General features: G+C 57.9%; 17 protein-coding genes. 5 read left to right on the top strand and 12 right to left on the bottom strand.

Going from position 1 to position 16,642, the window contains the following annotated elements; all coding sequences use genetic code 11:
• Nucleotides 1-834, bottom strand: coding sequence for a tRNA (adenine-N1)-methyltransferase (locus tag F4V54_RS02455; RefSeq protein ID WP_034663300.1), 834 nt, complete (start codon nt 832-834; stop codon nt 1-3).
• Nucleotides 835-869: 35 nt separating this feature from the next.
• The gene (locus tag F4V54_RS02460; RefSeq protein ID WP_150386121.1) at nt 870-2,081 is read right to left on the bottom strand and encodes a M18 family aminopeptidase; all 1,212 of its coding nucleotides are present in this window, start codon (nt 2,079-2,081) and stop codon (nt 870-872) included.
• 15 nt (nt 2,082-2,096) lie between these two features.
• On the opposite strand from F4V54_RS02460, the gene F4V54_RS02465 reads away from it, so the two are divergent.
• Complete coding sequence (locus F4V54_RS02465; RefSeq protein WP_150386122.1) at nt 2,097-2,939, top strand: RecB family exonuclease; 843 nt, start codon at nt 2,097-2,099, stop codon at nt 2,937-2,939.
• On the opposite strand, the gene F4V54_RS02470 is transcribed toward F4V54_RS02465, so the two are convergent.
• The 8 genes from F4V54_RS02470 to mshC form a co-directional block, all read right to left on the bottom strand.
• Nucleotides 2,936-4,600, bottom strand: a complete 1,665-nt coding sequence (locus F4V54_RS02470) for a formate--tetrahydrofolate ligase (protein ID WP_150386123.1) — start codon at nt 4,598-4,600, stop codon at nt 2,936-2,938. The two genes, F4V54_RS02465 and F4V54_RS02470, sit on opposite strands and share 4 nt — an antisense overlap.
• Nucleotides 4,601-4,621: 21 nt before the next feature.
• Nucleotides 4,622-5,932, bottom strand: a complete 1,311-nt coding sequence (locus tag F4V54_RS02475; RefSeq protein WP_150386124.1) for an anaerobic C4-dicarboxylate transporter — start codon at nt 5,930-5,932, stop codon at nt 4,622-4,624.
• A 133-nt stretch (nt 5,933-6,065) separates the two neighbouring features.
• The gene (gene aspA / locus F4V54_RS02480) at nt 6,066-7,484 is read right to left on the bottom strand and encodes an aspartate ammonia-lyase (protein WP_102723314.1); all 1,419 of its coding nucleotides are present in this window, start codon (nt 7,482-7,484) and stop codon (nt 6,066-6,068) included.
• Nucleotides 7,485-7,504: 20 nt separating this feature from the next.
• The gene (hisG, locus tag F4V54_RS02485) at nt 7,505-8,350 is read right to left on the bottom strand and encodes an ATP phosphoribosyltransferase (protein WP_102723313.1); all 846 of its coding nucleotides are present in this window, start codon (nt 8,348-8,350) and stop codon (nt 7,505-7,507) included.
• A 17-nt stretch (nt 8,351-8,367) separates the two neighbouring features.
• Nucleotides 8,368-8,631 (bottom strand): phosphoribosyl-ATP diphosphatase, encoded by a 264-nt coding sequence (locus F4V54_RS02490; protein ID WP_150386125.1) that lies wholly within the window; start codon nt 8,629-8,631, stop codon nt 8,368-8,370.
• A 15-nt stretch (nt 8,632-8,646) separates the two neighbouring features.
• Nucleotides 8,647-9,321, bottom strand: a complete 675-nt coding sequence (locus F4V54_RS02495) for an HAD family hydrolase (protein WP_282958570.1) — start codon at nt 9,319-9,321, stop codon at nt 8,647-8,649.
• A complete protein-coding gene (locus F4V54_RS02500) occupies nt 9,314-9,694 on the bottom strand; it encodes a hypothetical protein (protein WP_150386126.1) in 381 nt (126 codons plus the stop codon). Before F4V54_RS02500 ends, F4V54_RS02495 begins: the two co-directional genes overlap by 8 nt.
• 21 nt (nt 9,695-9,715) lie before the next feature.
• The gene (mshC, locus tag F4V54_RS02505) at nt 9,716-10,924 is read right to left on the bottom strand and encodes a cysteine--1-D-myo-inosityl 2-amino-2-deoxy-alpha-D-glucopyranoside ligase (RefSeq protein ID WP_150386127.1); all 1,209 of its coding nucleotides are present in this window, start codon (nt 10,922-10,924) and stop codon (nt 9,716-9,718) included.
• A gap of 62 nt (nt 10,925-10,986) precedes the next feature.
• Here mshC and F4V54_RS02510 point away from each other — a divergent pair, with 62 nt between their 5' ends.
• Entirely contained in the window at nt 10,987-12,342 is a 1,356-nt protein-coding gene (locus F4V54_RS02510) for a cutinase family protein (RefSeq protein ID WP_150386128.1), read from the top strand.
• Here the strand turns inward: F4V54_RS02510 and F4V54_RS02515 are convergent.
• On the bottom strand, nt 12,311-13,153 hold the full coding sequence (locus tag F4V54_RS02515; RefSeq protein ID WP_102723309.1) for an undecaprenyl-diphosphate phosphatase: 843 nt from the start codon (nt 13,151-13,153) through the stop codon (nt 12,311-12,313). The two genes, F4V54_RS02510 and F4V54_RS02515, sit on opposite strands and share 32 nt — an antisense overlap.
• Before the next feature lie 120 nt (nt 13,154-13,273).
• Between F4V54_RS02515 and F4V54_RS02520 the strand changes: the two genes are divergently transcribed.
• Both F4V54_RS02520 and F4V54_RS02525 read left to right on the top strand, forming a co-directional pair.
• Nucleotides 13,274-14,293, top strand: coding sequence for a WD40 repeat domain-containing protein (locus F4V54_RS02520; RefSeq protein WP_150386129.1), 1,020 nt, complete (start codon nt 13,274-13,276; stop codon nt 14,291-14,293).
• A gap of 5 nt (nt 14,294-14,298) precedes the next feature.
• Nucleotides 14,299-15,375, top strand: coding sequence for a quinone-dependent dihydroorotate dehydrogenase (locus tag F4V54_RS02525; protein WP_034663339.1), 1,077 nt, complete (start codon nt 14,299-14,301; stop codon nt 15,373-15,375).
• 38 nt (nt 15,376-15,413) lie between these two features.
• Here the strand turns inward: F4V54_RS02525 and F4V54_RS02530 are convergent, their stop codons facing one another.
• Nucleotides 15,414-15,764 carry a hypothetical protein gene (locus F4V54_RS02530; RefSeq protein WP_034663342.1) on the bottom strand — a complete coding sequence of 117 codons (351 nt, stop codon included), beginning with the start codon at nt 15,762-15,764 and terminating at the stop codon, nt 15,414-15,416.
• Between the two features lie 279 nt (nt 15,765-16,043).
• Here F4V54_RS02530 and F4V54_RS02535 point away from each other — a divergent pair.
• Nucleotides 16,044-16,642 (top strand): transposase (locus F4V54_RS02535; protein ID WP_211359447.1); only part of this gene is annotated, 599 nt, incomplete at its 3' end.

Raw genomic sequence — 16,642 nt, forward strand, 5'->3', positions numbered from 1 at the left:
TTAACGGCGAGCCTTGCGTTGTGGCCGGGGCGGAGTGACACCATCGGCCAAACGGCGGGTCCACACCAAAAAGGCGGTATGCGCATTCATGCGGTGCTCCGGGCGGGTGGCCAGGCCCTCAACCTTCCACTCGCGCAGCAGGGTTTCCCAGGAGCGCGGCTCGGTGAAGCATTGAGCAGCGCGGATACCCTCCACGATGTTCATCAGCTGCGGCACGGTGGCCACGTACGTCATGAACACGCCACCGGGGATGAGCACGTTTTTCACGGTCTCAATGAAGTGCCAGGGCTCCACCATGTCCAGGATCACGCGGTCAACGGGGCCACCAAGATCTTCCTTGGTGACCTCCCCAAAGTCCCCCAAACGCGGGGTCCACCACTCCGGCTTCCCACCGAAGTATTCCTCCACGTTGTCACGCGCAAACTGCAGGTGGTCATCGCGGATCTCGTAGGAAAAAACATGGCCTTGCGGTCCCACGGCACGCAGGAGCGACATGGTCAGCGCACCCGACCCAGCGCCTGCTTCCAGCACGCGAGCGCCCATGAAAATATCGCCCTCAACGAGGATCTGGCCCGCATCCTTCGGATAAATCACCGCGGCACCACGTGGCATGGACAACACGTGATCCACGAGCAGGTGACGGAAGCACAGATAGTCCGACCCCATGGAGGACCGCACGACTGAGCCTTCATCGGCCCCAATGATGTCGTCATGGGCAATCGCACCCTTGTGGGTGTGGTAGTTCGCGCCCGGCACGAGCTCAATGGTGAAGTGACGGCGCTTCGCGTCAGTCAGCTGCACTTTATCGCCGGGGCGGAAGGGGCCGGAGTACATGGTTCTCCTTGTATTCGGGTTTAATCCAGGGGTCTTTATGCGCCAACAAAGTATGCCGTAAGAGCATCAGCGAACCATAGTTGGTCTTGCACACCGGCGAGTTCACGCGCAGAGTGCATGGACAACAGTGGAATGCCCACGTCCACGGTAGGAATGCCCAAGCGTGTGGAAGCAATCGGCCCGATCGTAGATCCGCACGGAACAGAGTTATGCCCCACGAAAGTTTGCACAGGCACGTCCGCAGCACGCGCAGCACGAATCCACGCAGCTTCTGTCACCGCATCGGAGGCATATCGATGGTTCGCGTTGATCTTCAGCACCGGTCCACGGTTCATCAGCGGGCGGTGCGTCGGATCATGTTTGCCCGGATAGTTTGGGTGCATCGCGTGCGCCGCGTCCGCGGAGATCATCGTGGACTGCCGGAAGACGTCAAGAGGCTGGCCCGTACTCTCCGCGAGCGTGGTGAGCACGCGTTCAAGCAGCGGCCCGCCCGCACCTGTGACGGAGGCCGAGCCGACCTCCTCATGATTAAAGGAAGCCAGCACGAGCACATGCTCCGGCTTCTCTTTCACAGCACGCACAAGCGCGCTTATCGACGCCCACAGGCTCGACACATTGTCCAACCTCCCAGCCGCCAGCATGTCCCCAACGACCTCAGGCTTCTGTGCATCAGCACTAATGAGCTCGTGGGCCACGATTTCATCCACCGCTACCCCAGCGGACCCCGCCACGATGTCCATGATCGGTGAATCCACCATCATGATCGGCTGGGTATGCACTTGGCGGTCGATCTCCGGCGCATCACCACGGTAAAGGTGAATGGCCAGGTTCGGTACACGCGCGACCGGGCCAGTATCGGCCAAGCGCGTGGAACCATCCAGCAACGCGACACGGCCAGCGAAGCGCAACTCCCGGTCGAACCAGGAGGACAAGATCGGACCACCATAGACTTCTACCGCCACTTGGCGGGCACCTTCGCGCTCCACGTCCGGCTGGGGTTTGAGCATCAATCCTGGCGAGTCGGTGTGGGAGCCGACGATGCGGAAGCCCGGCTTGGGGTTCTCGGGGATCCACCAGGCGATGACGGCTCCGCCGTCGATAAGCATATGCCCTCCTGGTGAGGTAGCAGTGTCTTCGGTGAAGCCTGCGGCGACAAGCGCATCGCGTGTATTCGCGGCGGCGTGGAAGGCGCTGGGGCTGGCGGTGATGAACTCGGTGAAAGCGCTGATCTGGTGAGCAACTGGCATACCCACCACTCTAGGATGAAGGGCAATATGACTCCACGACCGCTCGCATTATCTCCGTCCCGCGCCAATGACTATCAGCAGTGTCCCCTGAAATATCGCCTCCGCGCCATTGATCGGCTTCCGGAGCCCAAGACGGAGGCGCAGGTCAAGGGCAACCTCGTTCACGCTGTGCTCGAGGAAATGCACGCGTGGCCCCGTGAACAGCGCACGTACCCAGCGGCGGTGAAGCAGATCAAGCCTTCGTGGGCTGCGATGTTGGAGAAGGACTCCACTCAGGCGGAACCGATCGAGGATGAGCACCAGCTTTTCGTGGATGCGCGCACGCTTCTACGCGGCTACTTTGAGATGGAAAACCCGCTCGGATTCGATTCGCATGAGCAGGAAATGTACGTGGACACCGTACTGCCCAACGGCGTGCCGGTACGTGGGTTCATTGACCGCGTGGATATCGCACCGACGGGTGAGGTGCGCGTAGTGGACTACAAAACCGGTAAGAAACCCTCCCCGCGTTTCTCCGCTGAGGCACAGTTCCAAATGCGGTTCTACGCGCTGGTGTATTGGCGCTTGTTTGGCACGATCCCCCACCAACTCCGTCTGATGTACCTCAAGGTGATGGACTCCATGTTCCTGGCACCCTCCCGCGAAGAGCTCGAGTACTTCGAGCGCGATCTAGGTGACCTGTGGGCCAAGATCGAAGCCGACGGCACATCCGGCAACTTCCGCCCGAAGAAATCCAAACTCTGCGACTGGTGTGCCTTCCAGTCACTGTGCCCCGAGTTCGGTGGCACCCCGCCGAGCTACCCAGGCTGGCCGGGTAGCACCGCGGATGCCGTCGCGAATGATCGCGATGAGGTTTAGAACAGCCCGCTGATCTTGCCGTCGCCGTCTACGTCAATGTTGTTAGCGGCGGGCACCTTGGGCAGACCCGGCATGGTCATCACATCGCCGGTGAGCGCCACAACGAAACCGGCACCCGTGCGCGGGATGAGCTTGCGCACATGCAGGGTGTGCCCGGTCGGCGCACCCAGCTGAGCCGGATCATCGGAGAAGCTGTACTGCGTCTTGGAAATGCACACCGGCAAGGTATCCCAACCGTTGTCTTTCAGAGTTTTCAGGTTGCGCTGGGCGTTGACGGAGTACTGCACCGCATCCGCGCGGTAAATCTCTTTCGCGATGGTCTCAATCGCATTCTCAATACCATCTGCTGGGTCGTAGAGCTGCGTCGAGGTGTTTTCGGTGAGGTTGTCAAGCATCACATCAGCAAGATCCAGTGCCCCCTCACCGCCCTTTGCCCACACATCAGCTACCGCCAGAGCCACGCCGAAGTCGGAGGCCCATTCGCGCATCGCTTCCATTTCGGCCTCGGTGTCCGACGTGAAGCGGTTGAGGGCCACGACGGGTGTGACACCGAATTTACGAATATTTTGAACGTGACGTTCCAGGTTAACCACACCGGAGCGCAGTGCATCGAGGTTTTCCTGCTCGAGATCCTGGCGTGCGACACCACCGTTGTACTTCAGGGATCGGATCGTGGCCACGACGACGGCACCAGCCACATCGAGGTCCCCGTAGCGAGCCTTGATGTCAAAGAATTTCTCCGCACCAAGATCCGAACCGAAGCCGGCCTCAGTCAGAACAATGTCGGCGCAACAACGAGCGGTTTGGGTGGACACAAGTGTGCTACAGCCGTGCGCAATGTTGGCAAAAGGTCCACCGTGGATGAATGCTGGTGTGCCGCCGAGAGTCTGAACCAAGTTAGGATTCATCGCATCTTTGAGAAGCGCCGTCATAGCGCCCTCAGCCTTGAGTTCCCCGGCGGTCACCGGCTTAAGGTCATAGGTGAAGCCGATGGTGATGCGCGCCAGACGCTCCTTCAAGTCTTCCAGGTCGGTGGCCAAACCAAGGATGGCCATGATCTCACTGGCAGCGGTAATGGTAAATCCGGTTTCTGCTGGCAGGCCACTGCCTGGGCCACCAAGGCCGGTAATCACGTTTCGTAGCGAGCGGTCATTGACGTCAAGGCAGCGCTGCCAAGTGATCCGGCGTTCATCAATACGCAACTCATTGCCCTGCTGGATGTGGTTATCGATGATCGCGGCCAGCGTGTTGTTCGCGCTGGTAATCGCGTGGAAATCACCAGTGAAGTGAAGGTTGATGTTCTCCATCGGCACCACTTGCGAGTAACCGCCACCGGCGGCACCGCCTTTAATCCCCATGACGGGGCCGAGAGAAGGCTCACGCAAAGCTACAGCGACCTTGTGCCCGCGCGATGCTAAAGCATCGGTCAGTCCGATGAGCACAGTGGACTTGCCCTCCCCTGCTGGGGTTGGGGAAACACCAGTGACAAGCACCAGCTTGCCTTGGGGCTGCCCCTGAATCTGGTGCAGATCCACCTTGGCCATGGAAGCGCCGTAAGGAATCAGAGCATCTTCGGGGACCCCCGCTTTTGCAGCAATATCTGCGATCGGCTCAAGTGTGTGGGCTTGTGCAATTTCAACGTCAGTCATCGGTTGGCTCATATGCCCCAGCCTAGGCGAAAGCTAGAGGACGACCGCACCGATCCCATAACCCAACAGCACTGAGACAAAAATGCAGAACACGCCCGGGACAATAAACGGGTGATCAAACACGTAGTGGCCGATTCGAGTTGAACCGGTATCGTCCATCTCCACCGCCGCGAGCAGGGTGGGATAGGTGGGCAGCACGAATAGTGCAGATGCGGCGGGAAACGCCGCAACGGCGGTGAGAGGGCTTACCCCAATAGCAAGAGCCGCCGGCATGAGAGCCTTAGTGGTAGCCGCCTGCGAATACAGCAAGGACGCTGCGAAGAACAGCACTACGGCAAGCAACCACGGCTGGGACTGTAGGACATTCCCAGAGATACTCTGGATATCGTCAATGTAGTGATTAATGAAGGTCGTGCCCAACCATGCGACACCGAGCACGCACACCGCAGCAGACATACCAGAACGGAACACCTGCGTGCCCAGGATTTCTGTTGCCGAATTTTTGGTGACTATCACAATGATCATGGCCGCAGCCAGCATGATCGCCATGATCGCTTCATTACGTGGCACCGTCGGTTCAGCGATAAGCCCCACTTGATCAGAAATCAGAGTTGCGTAGAACATCACAATCACGATTGCCAACAGGAAGATTGCAACCGACGTCTTCGCTGCGCGCGTGGGAACATACCCGGTTTCTGTAGCCGGTGGCTTGACCAGTCCGTCCTCTAGCCGCTTTTGGTACACGGGATCATCTACGAGTTCTTTGCCTAAACGATTAGCAATCCAGGCGGTTGGGAAAATAGCCAGGAATGTCGCCGGAAGCATCACAGCTAGCAGCTGCAGATACCCGACACCGAGGGGTTCCAATATAGAGGCCATGAATACGACGGCGGCGGAGATGGGTGATGCCACAATAGCCATTTGCGAAGCGATGACCGCTACTGACAGCGGACGTGACGGCCGGACTTTCCCTTCTTTTGCCACCTCAACAATGACCGGAAGCGTAGAAAAAGCGGTGTGGCCCGTGCCAGCCAGTACCGTCATCAGCCAGGTGACTATTGGGGCGTACAAGGTCACCCGTTTCGGATCGCGGCGCAGAAACTTCTCGGCCAGATAAACGAGGTAATCCATACCGCCAGCGCGTTGCATCGCGGAGATCGCGGCAATGACGCACATGATGATGCCAATGACATCGAAGGGAATATCTTCGGCTGTCACCGACATTCCTGTCGCACCGAGCAGCAGCACCCCCAAACCGCCTGCGAAACCAATCGCGATGGATCCATACCGTGCACCAAGAACAATGGCACCGAACAAGATGATGAGCTGAAGTACGAGCAACATGGGGATCACACTTTCCAAGACAGTCCTCTTACCAGTATGGAACGCAAAAATCCGCCTGGCTATAAAACGAGGCGGATTTTTGCCGATTGTGTCCGGCTTAACAAACGCGGAACATTCCGTTAGTTCTTCAGAGCTAGTCGAGATACAGCTTTCCGCGGTATTCCGGGTGCATGAGGTTCTGCTTGCTTAGAACCTCATTGAGAGTCTCCTCATCCAACAAGCCCTTCTCCAACACGATCTCGCGAACACCACGACCGGTTGCGGCAGCTTCCTTGCCCACCACGTCACCGTTGTGGTGACCAATGAATGGGTTGAGGTAGGTGATAATGCCGATGGAGTTGTCCACGTAAGCCTGACACACATCCTCGTTCGCAGTGATTCCCACAACACACTTCTCACGCAGAGTGTGTGCGGCATTGCCCAGTAGATCGATGGACTCGAACAAGGACTGTGCAATGACAGGCTCCATGACGTTGAGCTGCAACTGGCCAGCCTCCGCTGCCATGCTCACAGTGAGGTCATTGCCGAAGACCTTGAAGCACACCTGGTTGACCACTTCCGGGATCACCGGATTGACCTTGGCCGGCATAATGGAAGATCCAGCCTGGCGCTCCGGCAGGTTAATCTCATTGAGGCCAGCGCGTGGGCCGGAGGACAGCAGACGGAGGTCGTTGCAAATCTTGGACAGTTTCATCGCCGCGCGCTTGATCGCGGAATGCGCCATCACGTAGCCGCCGGTATCAGAGGTCGCCTCAATCAGATCCGGTGACGTAGAGATAGGCAAGCCAGTGACCTCACGCATAGCGGCTACGACCTGGTCACGGTAGCCACTCGGCGTGTTCACACCAGTACCAATAGCGGTGGCGCCAAGGTTGATCTCCAACAGGTTCTCCGCAGCGCTCTTCAGGGTGCGCTGCTCCTCCGCCAGGTTAGAGCCAAACGCGGTGAACTCAGCACCTAGCGTCATCGGCACCGCATCCTGGAGCTGGGTGCGGCCCATCTTCAGAATGTCCGCAAACTCGTCGCCCTTCTCACGGAAAGCCTGCTGCAGCTTGTCAAATTCCTCAATAAGCCCCTGCAGTGCGTGGTACAGGCCGAGGCGGAAGCCAGTTGGATACGCATCATTAGTGGACTGGGACATATTCACATCATCATTGGGGTTAATGATGTCGTAGCGCCCCTTTTCGTGGCCCAGTGTCTCCAACGCGAGGTTGGCCACAACCTCGTTGGTGTTCATGTTCACCGATGTACCAGCACCGCCCTGGAAGGCGTCGATGGGAAACTGATCCATGCACCGACCATCATTCAAAATGAGGTCACATGCTGCGATGATCGCGTCAGCCTTATCCTTCGGCAGAGTGTGCAGCCGGCGGTTCGCCGTCGCAGCGGCTTTCTTCACCATGACCATGCCACGCACAAAGTCCGGGAAATCCTGCACCTTTGTGGAGGAAATTTGGAAATTGTCTACGGCGCGCATCGTATGCACGCCGTAGTACTTGTCATTGGGGACTTCAATCGTCCCGAGGAGATCTTCTTCAGTTCTGTAGCCCATAGGACCAAGTATTCCACATTCTAGATACGCGCGATACGCAGTTCAGAGGCAAGAATCGCTTCCGCGCCCGTTGCCGCAAGCCGATCCATGAGCAGGTTCGCTTCTTTCCGCGGAACCATTGCACGTACAGCAACCCAGTTCTCTCGCTGCAGCGGTGACACGGTCGGACCAGTCAATCCAGGGGTGACTGCGACTGCTGATTCGAGGTTCTCGCGCGAAATGTTGTAGTCAAGCATGAGGAAGTTGTGCGCAGTGAGAATGCCCCGGATGCGGGAAAGCACAACATCATCGTTCGCGGTGAGCTCACGGCCTTTCCGCTTGACGACGACAGCCTCACTTTTCACAATCGGCTCCCCAAACGGGACCAACCCCTGCTGACGTAGCGTTGCACCGGTGGACACGACATCCGCAATCGCATCAGCAACTCCAAGTTTGATGGCAATTTCCACCGCGCCATCCAGGCGGATCACCTCTGCTTCAATTCCACGCTCCGCGAGATAGTCAGCTGCCAGGTGAGGATAGGAGGTAGCAAGGCGCTTGCCGTGCAGGTCCTCTACCGTCCATGTTTGGTCAGCGGGCGCCGCGAAACGGAAGGTCGAGCCACCAAACCCGAGGCTGAGTACTTCTTCCACATCCGCGCGGGAGTCCATCGCCAGATCACGGCCGGTGATGCCGAGGTCAAGATGACCGCCAGCAACGTAGATGGCAATGTCTTTCGGACGCAGGAAGAAAAATTCGACGTCATTAGCTTCGTCGACAATATTCAGCGCCTTGGAAATCCCGCGCCCTTTGTAGCCGGCTTCCTTGAGAATCTCAGTGGCGGCTTCTGACAGGGACCCCTTGTTGGGAACAGCAATCTTGATCATGGTGGCGGTATTTTCTTCTAGAGGTACTTATAAATGTCGTCGGGAGTGAGGCCACGAGAGACCATCATCACCTGCGTCCAATACATGAGCTGGCTCATTTCCTCAGCGAGCTCCTCATCAGACTGGTACTCGGAGGCAATCCAAACCTCGCCAGCCTCCTCGATGATCTTCTTTCCAATAGCATGCGGGCCCTTATCCAGAGCCTCTACGGTGCCGGAGCCGGCGGGGCGTTCGACGGCTTTGGTGGATAGTTCCGCGAAGAGTTCATCGAAGTTTTTCACGCAGATCACTCTAATCTATTGCGAGGTTGCAGCGCTGAACCGGCCATACACCCACTTCGCATCAGCACCCACAAATTCTTGTGGATCCATGGGCATGACCCCGTCGGGCACTTTTTCTGCCAGCCCCAGGACCACGCATCCTGCAGCCGCGGCAGCGGTCATCCCCGCCCAGGAATCCTCAAAGACAAGGCAGTCGCTGGGGTCCTGCCCCACCGCTTGAGCCGCTGCTAAATACATGTCAGGGGCCGGTTTCGGGTTGGGCACCTCATCACCAGTCACAGAACCACAGAAAAACTCGCGCCCCACCGCGTCAATACAGCGGTCCGCCAATTCACGTTCGGTGTTGGTGGTGACCATCATAGGGGTGCCGTCGGCAAGCAATGATGCGAGCAGCTCACGCACTCCCGGATTCGGCTGAAGGTCGGCTGACAACAACTCCCCCATGCGCGCATACATCCATGTGCGGTAATGCTCATAGTCGCCTGGCTGCAGCTCCACGCCCGCCCACTTGGCGCACACGCGCAATGTGTTGGCGAAGCTGCCACCAACGGTCCGCTCACGCTGTTCAGCATTAAGCCGGCGCCCTAATTTCTCCGAAAGCTCGTACGTGGCAATGCCCCACAGAGGCTCCGTATCCACCATCGTGCCGTCCATGTCCCAAAAGACGGCGGCAGGCCGCGCGCTAGTCAAGCTCAGGCAGGGAATTCAAGGCGTCCTCAGCAGCGCCCGTTGCCGCCGCCGCACGATAAGCGAAATCCTGCAGGTCGGCCTTTTCTTCTGGTTCGAGCACCGCGTCAGCGTGCTGCGAGTTGAACTCTTGGAGGTTGGCGAAAAACGGCTCCACAACCGCGTTCAGCTTCTCCGCACCTGGGTCAGCGCCAACCAGGTCGAGGGCGTCGAGATACATCTCCAAAACTCGCTTGAGATCAGGCAGTACTGCCGGATCAAACGGCTCATCCCACAACTCCTTGTCGTCCTCATTGAGGTAAGAGCCGGTAGCAAAGGTGGTCAGGTCATCGATGAACTCGTTGACATCGTCCTGAAACTGTTCGCGGATGGTCATACCAGCTATTGTTGCCCAGATTTAGTACAGCTGCACGCCAAGCAAGCCATGGACCGCGTCCGCGATCAATCCCTCGTAGTCACCGGGTGCGCCGTCGATGATCTCAAGGGCTAGCGGCGTGTTCAGATCATCAGCCAAAGCAGCACGCAGCTTATCGACGACCCCCAGAGCCTCCTCTTCACTCACTTCTACCGAGAGCGCCTCCCGCCATGTGGCGAGACGTTGCGCAGCGACATCAAGAGCCTCATAGGAGAAATCACGATCCTGGCGGTAGTGCCCCGCAAACACAGCAAGACGAATCGCACCTGCCTCATGCCCGGCTTCGGTGAGCTTGTGCACGAAAACGAGATTGCCCAGGGACTTGGACATTTTCACCCCATCGAGGGCAATCATGCCGGTGTGCACGTAATGCTCTGCCATGCGGTCCACCCCGTATGCCGATTCCGCATGGGCAGCGGAGAACTCATGGTGTGGGAATGCCAGGTCTGATCCACCGCCCTGGATGGCAAAGCTATGGCCTAAACGGTTCGTTGCAATGGCCGAGCATTCGATGTGCCAGCCAGGGCGCCCTGCACCAAAGGGTGCCTCCCACGATGGTTCACCCGGACGGTGGCCACGCCACAATAAAGCATCCAGCGGGTCTCGCTTGCCTTCACGCTCCGGATCACCACCACGTTCCGCAAAGAACTCCTCCATCGTGTCGCGATCCAGGTTGGATTCGTAGCCGAACTGCTCTGTTGCAGTGATCGGGGCATAGATATCGCCGTGATTGAGCTGGTAGGCCTTGCCATCATCGAGAAGCATCTGCACCATCTCAATGACTTCACCGACGGATTCCATGGCACCGATGTAATCACGTGGCGGGATGACAGACAGAATCTCCATATCGCTGCGAAACAGATCAATCTGACTGGTGCCCAGCTCACGCCAATCCACACCGTCACGCTCCGCGCGCTCGAACAGCGGATCATCCACATCCGTGATGTTTTGCGCATAGATCACCTTGTGGCCATTAGCCAGTAGCTGGCGGTACACCAGGTCAAAGGCTAGGTACGTAGCCGCATGGCCCAGGTGCGTCGAATCATACGGAGTTATGCCGCAGACATACATGCCCACTTCCCCATCGTGCACTTCGACTGCCTTTACCCGCTGGTCAGCAGTATCAAAGAGGGACAAAGGGACCGGACTACCAGCAACGGTAGGCACAACGGGGTAAGGCCAAGAACGCATGGGGGCCAGCCTACAAGCTGAATCGCAGGTGCGTGTCCAGTGGGGGCGTTAGAGTCACCGGCATGAACAACTCGTACGCCATCACTGCGTTGAGCACCGCAATCGCTCTCACCGCATCCTCCATTCCCGCCATAGCAGCAGAGGACACAAAAACCGCTGAATCGTGCCCAGTGGTACACATCGTCATAGCCTCCGGAGCGCACGAATCTACCACGGCAGACTCACCGCAAGACATCCGCGGTTTTGCACATGGTGTTAATTTCGCTGCTGAACTACAAGACGCATACTCGGGAACAGTGAGCGCATGGCAGTTGCCCTACTCATCCTCCGTGACCGTCATGGGATCCGCACTGGACAATCGCGCCCTCACGGAACGTGACAAGGGCTATCTACCCTACGGTGCGTCCCGCGCGGAAGGAGTCCGTCTGACCTCCAAACACATGGCAGAGTTCGTGGCACAATGCCCCGAGGCCCAATTCATTCTCGCCGGGTATTCACAGGGAGCATCTGTCATCGGTGACACTGTCGCAGCCATCGGCCGTGGCACAGTCCAAGGTGTAAGCGTGGATAGCATCCTCGGCACTTACCTCCTTGCGGATCCAGGACGCTCGCGGTTCACTAATGAAGAGGTACTGCTTCAGGACGGCACACGGGGGCTCCGCAGCGCCACCGGTGAAATTCTCGTTCCCGTCGATCAAGGCACGCCACCGGCTACCTACGATGGACTCACTGGTCCTCGCTCGGATGGTGCTTTTAGTCCGTTCGGTGACCGGGTCATGTCCTTTTGCCATCCACTTGATCCGGCATGCGCAACTGCCACGAATCGTCTCCCGCAACGTCTGGGCCAAACGCTCAATCAATGGGAAGACACACCAGACCACACCATCGCAGCCAAGGACGCTTTGCTGACCCCAAAGGTGCTCAGTGCCCTATTCCTGGTCAGTCTTCCACTGCTTATTCTCACTTCGTTGGGGTTCTACTCCCCTATTCCAGGTCTCATCGACTCGGTTTCGGGCATCACTGGTCTCAATGCGACCCAAAGCGCAGCGTTACGTGCACTGGCCAGTGAAGTCACTGTGGTCGGCCGTGAGGCCAAGACCTACGACCGGGAGCAATCCTCGAATACCGGACCAGCTATCACGCCTCCCGTTCCCGAAGTAGACAAACTCTCCACCGACGGAGGGAGCTCCCAGGCTTCCCGTTTAAGCAGTGTCGCCGTCTCGCAAGGACTCAAAGGAAGCTATCATCTGCGCTATTTCACGAAAAACACCGGCAACGCCGACGGTTCCACCAAGGATGGTGCGGGGCCATTCACCGTGGGCGGGAAAATCGTGGATAAGTGGATCCACGATGACATGGAGTTGCGGATCGTCGGCGCATTGGCTGCTAAAGAACAGCCCCTCCTGACGCATCCATGACCCCGGTGGCCAGCAGAATCATCACGATAATGCCCAGCGGGATGCGGTACGCAGCAAACCATGCGAAGGAATGGTGGGATACGAACTTGAGCAGCCACGCGATCGACGCATAGCCAAGCGCAAAGGCGATGATGGAGCCCACGAGGAGCTGACTTCCTGATGCCGCCTGACCGGCTTGAGGTGCGAAGGCATCCGGCAACGAGAACAACCCCGAAGCCAACACCGCTGGGATAGCAAGCAAGAAGCTAAAACGCGTAGCCACCTCACGGTCCAACCCACGGAACAGGCCGCCTGAGATCGTGCCACCCGAACGTGAGACGCCAGGAATGAGCGCAAGACATTGCCACAAGCCCATGACAATGGCATCCTTCATGGTCAGCTCGTCATACCCCCGTGTCTTCTTGCCCACGCGCTCCGCGAAAATAAAAACAAAAGAAAACAGGATGAGCACCGCTGCGGTGATCCACAGATTACGGAAGTTCTCGCGGATCAAGTCCTTGAGCAGCAGACCGGCGACCGCGACAGGAATCGTTCCCACGATGACCATCCAGCCCATCCGGTAATCAAAGCCTCGCTTCTCCGGGTTCAACACGCCAGCGAACCAACCGGTGAGAATCTGCCAAATTTCCTTGGCGAAAAACACCAGAACGGCAAGCTCCGTACCCAACTGGATCACCGCAGTGAAACTCGCGCCCGCATCTTGCCCCCAGAACAATTCGGAGACAATACGCAGGTGGCCGGAGGAGGACACGGGCAGAAACTCCGTGAGCCCCTGCACGATTGACAAAACAACCACCTGGGTCCAAGACATGGCTTCAGGGGCGACTACTACTGGTGCACTGAGATCCATCACGGTGGACACCCTACAACCGCGCATCGCCATCGCTGGCACGGCGCGGCGTGACCAGGTGAGGTTGATAGGCTTAAGCGTGTGAAAGCTCTCCGTCTTGTACCCCTTGCCGCTACATGTCTGCTTCTTGCTGGGTGCTCCCCCGCAGTCCAAAACAAAACCGAAGACGTGCTGTACATGGGTAACGCCGAACCGGCTGAATCTCCTGCCGCATCTGACCCCGATGGGGAAATCATTCCGTCGCCCGCTATCACAGATATTGACACTACAGGGGGCATTTTGGGCGTGCGTCTTGCAGACGCACTGCAGGTCGGTGACCTCGCAGCTTTCCGCGATCAGAACACTCACACAATCGACGTCGATGCGTCTAGCGGTGATGTTTCCGCGAATGCCGGTTTTTTCGCCATCGTCCACCCGAATGACAACGAGGTGGAGCTTATCAGCGCAGCGACGGGCAAATCCGTCGAACACATTCCCGTCGGCGACGACATCACGGTGGCTGCCCCGTTGACGGGGAACAACGTCATCACCGGCTCTGACTCCATCGAACGCGTGTGGGTGTACTCCAAAGACGGTGCAGAGCAAGACACGTTCAAGGTGGCACGCCCCTCCGATTACATCCTTGCCCAATCGCTTGATAGTGAAGACCGGGTCGTGCGCGTGAACCGTTTCGACACGACGATTCAGGATCTGCATATGGATGAGGGAAGCCAGGGAGGCACCCTGCGCGTAGGTTTCGGCGTGGGCAAGGTTGCGTTCGGTGAAGATGGAGTAGTCCTTGCCGCTGATGCCACCGGCGACAGGTTGTTCATATACACCACCGATGAGGTCATACGTCTGCATCAGATGGTTCCCACCGACGGCCGCCCCTGGGCAGTTGCTTGGGATAGCCAGCGGAATCTCGCGTGGGTGACATCCACCGCCAATAACACTGTCGTTGGCTACGACATCTCTCAGGGTGTGCCCCTGGAAAAGATGCGTTTCAAGACCGTGACGGCCCCCCAAAGCCTTGTCGCGCTTGACGGCGGCACTCTGGTCATCGGCTCCGCAACCGGTGATGGCCTCCAAATAATCAACCCTGGTAACGAGGCGAAGGAGTAACCGCCATGCGCCCTTATGACATCCTGCTCAGAGCAATGTTCCTCATCCCCCCAGAGCGCATCCACGGAATTTTGAGCACCGCTTTCAACGGTGTGAGCCGCTCCCGTACGGCCAGTAAGGCACTGAGTCGCGTCCTACCCCACCGCGATCCTGTCCTTGAGCAAGAAGTCTTTGGCGTGCAGTTCCCGGCACCACTGGGTTTAGCAGCAGGCTTTGATAAAAACGCCACGGCCGTCAACGCTTGGTCGGCACTTGGCTTTGGCTACGCCGAAATGGGCACTGTAACTCCGAAGGCTCAGCCAGGAAACCCAGCTCCGCGACTCTTCCGCCTGCCTGCGGACAAAGCGATCCTCAACCGCATGGGTTTCAATAACCAGGGTGCCCTGGCTGTCGCCCGCAACTTGGAGCGACGTCGCCCCGGCAACGTTGTGGGTATCAACATTGGCAAGAACAAGACCGCTACCGATGCTGTGGCGGATTACCGTTCGGGTGCTAGCCTGCTTGGTCCTCTCGCGGACTACGTAGTGGTCAATGTTTCCTCACCGAACACCCCGGGTCTGCGCGACTTGCAGGCAATTGAGCAGCTCCGTCCAATCCTCTCCGCGGTCAAAGAGGCCACAGACACCCCTGTCCTGGTCAAGATCGCCCCCGACTTGAGCGATGAAGATATCGATGCCGTGGCGGACCTGGCCATTGAGCTAGAACTTGACGGCATCGTGGCTACGAACACAACTATCAGCCGTGAAGGCCTGAAAACGAATCCCGTTGAGGTTGAAGCTATGGGCGCTGGTGGTATCTCTGGCGACCCTGTCCAGGCGCGTTCACTGGAAGTGCTCAAACGACTTCACTCGCGTGTGGGCAAACAGATTGTCCTCATCAGCGTGGGAGGTATTTCCACCCCGCAACAGGCATGGGAGCGCATCGCAAATGGTGCCAGCCTCTTGCAGGGCTACACACCATTTATTTACGGCGGCGTTGGGTGGATTAACGGCATTCACCGCGGACTTGCCCAACAGGTACATGCGCACGGTCTGACGAACATCAGCGAAGCCGTAGGCAGCGGCCTGGAGTGGAAATACTAACCACTAACTCCCTATGCCGGGCTATATCCCGGCATAGCTTATTGGGCGATGGAACGACGCAACACGAGAGCGCACAACACCGCGGCACCTGCCCACAAGACCAACCAATACGTCTGAGTGACAAACAGTGCTGTGTCCGGAATGAACAGCGACACGATTATCAGTAACGTCGCTAGCAGCTGCGCCGCAAAGCGAGTGCGGGTGCCTTTACCATCGGGGGAGATAACCACAAACGCGCCGAAGAGGAGCGCGGCGATACAGATCAACACCGTTGCCGGCGTGAATGTGAAAAGGGCATTACCAGCAACGAATGCGATAACAGCCAAAATCACCAAAACCACAGCGAGGGCAATAAATGCCCCGCCAGCGCGCATCTGAATCGGAACCATTGTACAGATACTACCTGGCGGGGCATGGCAGCGCGGGATAGTTCGGGATGGTTAGGGAAGTTAAGGGCACCGATGGCCTAGTTTTCGTCTGTGATGTCTAGGGACTTTTTGGACACGGAGTCCAGGAGGTTTTTGGACGGGATGTCTAGTGGCTTTTTGGACGGTTACGGCGGTGGAATAGCCGGATGGCTATTCCATTGCATAAGCGCAGAAAGATCGCAGAGAGGGTGTCAGGAATTTTGTGTGTGAGGCTCTGACGTAGAAGGAGTTTCACCGATAATGACTACGGTGTCACCGAAGAAAGCCCATGACCCATCGAGGGTCAACGAGATCAGCGCAAAGCTGATGGAAAATCCTGAGCTCGCCAGCTTGATCGGCGAGTTGTCGACCTCGGCCGATGATGCCAGCGAGCTGGTCAAAGGCCTGTTGCAGGCATCGATCAACGCTGGTCTCCAGGCAGAAATGGATGCCCATTTGGGCTATAGCCATTCCGACCGCAAGACCAAAGCCCAGGTTGAACCCGCGCAGGGCGGCAATCACCGCAATGGTTCGTACACCAAGACCGTCAATTCTGGCTACGGCGCGGTGGACGTGACCGTGCCCAGGGATCGTGCCGGCACGTTTACTCCCCGGATGGTGCCCAAAGGTGCACGCCGGCTGACAGAGCTTGATGACATGATCATCTCGCTGTACGCCGGCGGGATGACCGTGCGCGATATTCAGCACCATCTTGGGTCCACCCTGGGGGTGGATATGAGCCCGGATACGATCAGCACGATTACCGATGCGGTCTTAGAAGAGGTCATGATCTGGCAGAACCGCCAGCTTGACGAGTTCTACCCAGTGATCTTCCTTGATGCGCTCCGGGTGAAAATCCG

Origin of the sequence: Corynebacterium tuscaniense, assembly GCF_008693065.1 — a bacterium.
Taxonomy (GTDB): Bacteria; Actinomycetota; Actinomycetes; order Mycobacteriales; family Mycobacteriaceae; genus Corynebacterium; species Corynebacterium tuscaniense.

Coding starts and splice junctions, on each gene's coding strand:
- F4V54_RS02455 (WP_034663300.1), bottom strand. CDS start 834: ATGTACTCCGGCCCCTTCCGCCCCGGCGATAAAGTGCAGCTGACTGAC.
- F4V54_RS02460 (WP_150386121.1), bottom strand. CDS start 2,081: ATGCCAGTTGCTCACCAGATCAGCGCTTTCACCGAGTTCATCACCGCC.
- F4V54_RS02465 (WP_150386122.1), top strand. CDS start 2,097: ATGAAGGGCAATATGACTCCACGACCGCTCGCATTATCTCCGTCCCGC.
- F4V54_RS02470 (WP_150386123.1), bottom strand. CDS start 4,600: ATGAGCCAACCGATGACTGACGTTGAAATTGCACAAGCCCACACACTT.
- F4V54_RS02475 (WP_150386124.1), bottom strand. CDS start 5,932: ATGTTGCTCGTACTTCAGCTCATCATCTTGTTCGGTGCCATTGTTCTT.
- aspA (WP_102723314.1), bottom strand. CDS start 7,484: ATGGGCTACAGAACTGAAGAAGATCTCCTCGGGACGATTGAAGTCCCC.
- hisG (WP_102723313.1), bottom strand. CDS start 8,350: ATGATCAAGATTGCTGTTCCCAACAAGGGGTCCCTGTCAGAAGCCGCC.
- F4V54_RS02500 (WP_150386126.1), bottom strand. CDS start 9,694: ATGACCATCCGCGAACAGTTTCAGGACGATGTCAACGAGTTCATCGAT.
- mshC (WP_150386127.1), bottom strand. CDS start 10,924: ATGCGTTCTTGGCCTTACCCCGTTGTGCCTACCGTTGCTGGTAGTCCG.
- F4V54_RS02510 (WP_150386128.1), top strand. CDS start 10,987: ATGAACAACTCGTACGCCATCACTGCGTTGAGCACCGCAATCGCTCTC.
- F4V54_RS02515 (WP_102723309.1), bottom strand. CDS start 13,153: ATGTCTTGGACCCAGGTGGTTGTTTTGTCAATCGTGCAGGGGCTCACG.
- F4V54_RS02525 (WP_034663339.1), top strand. CDS start 14,299: ATGCGCCCTTATGACATCCTGCTCAGAGCAATGTTCCTCATCCCCCCA.
- F4V54_RS02530 (WP_034663342.1), bottom strand. CDS start 15,764: ATGGTTCCGATTCAGATGCGCGCTGGCGGGGCATTTATTGCCCTCGCT.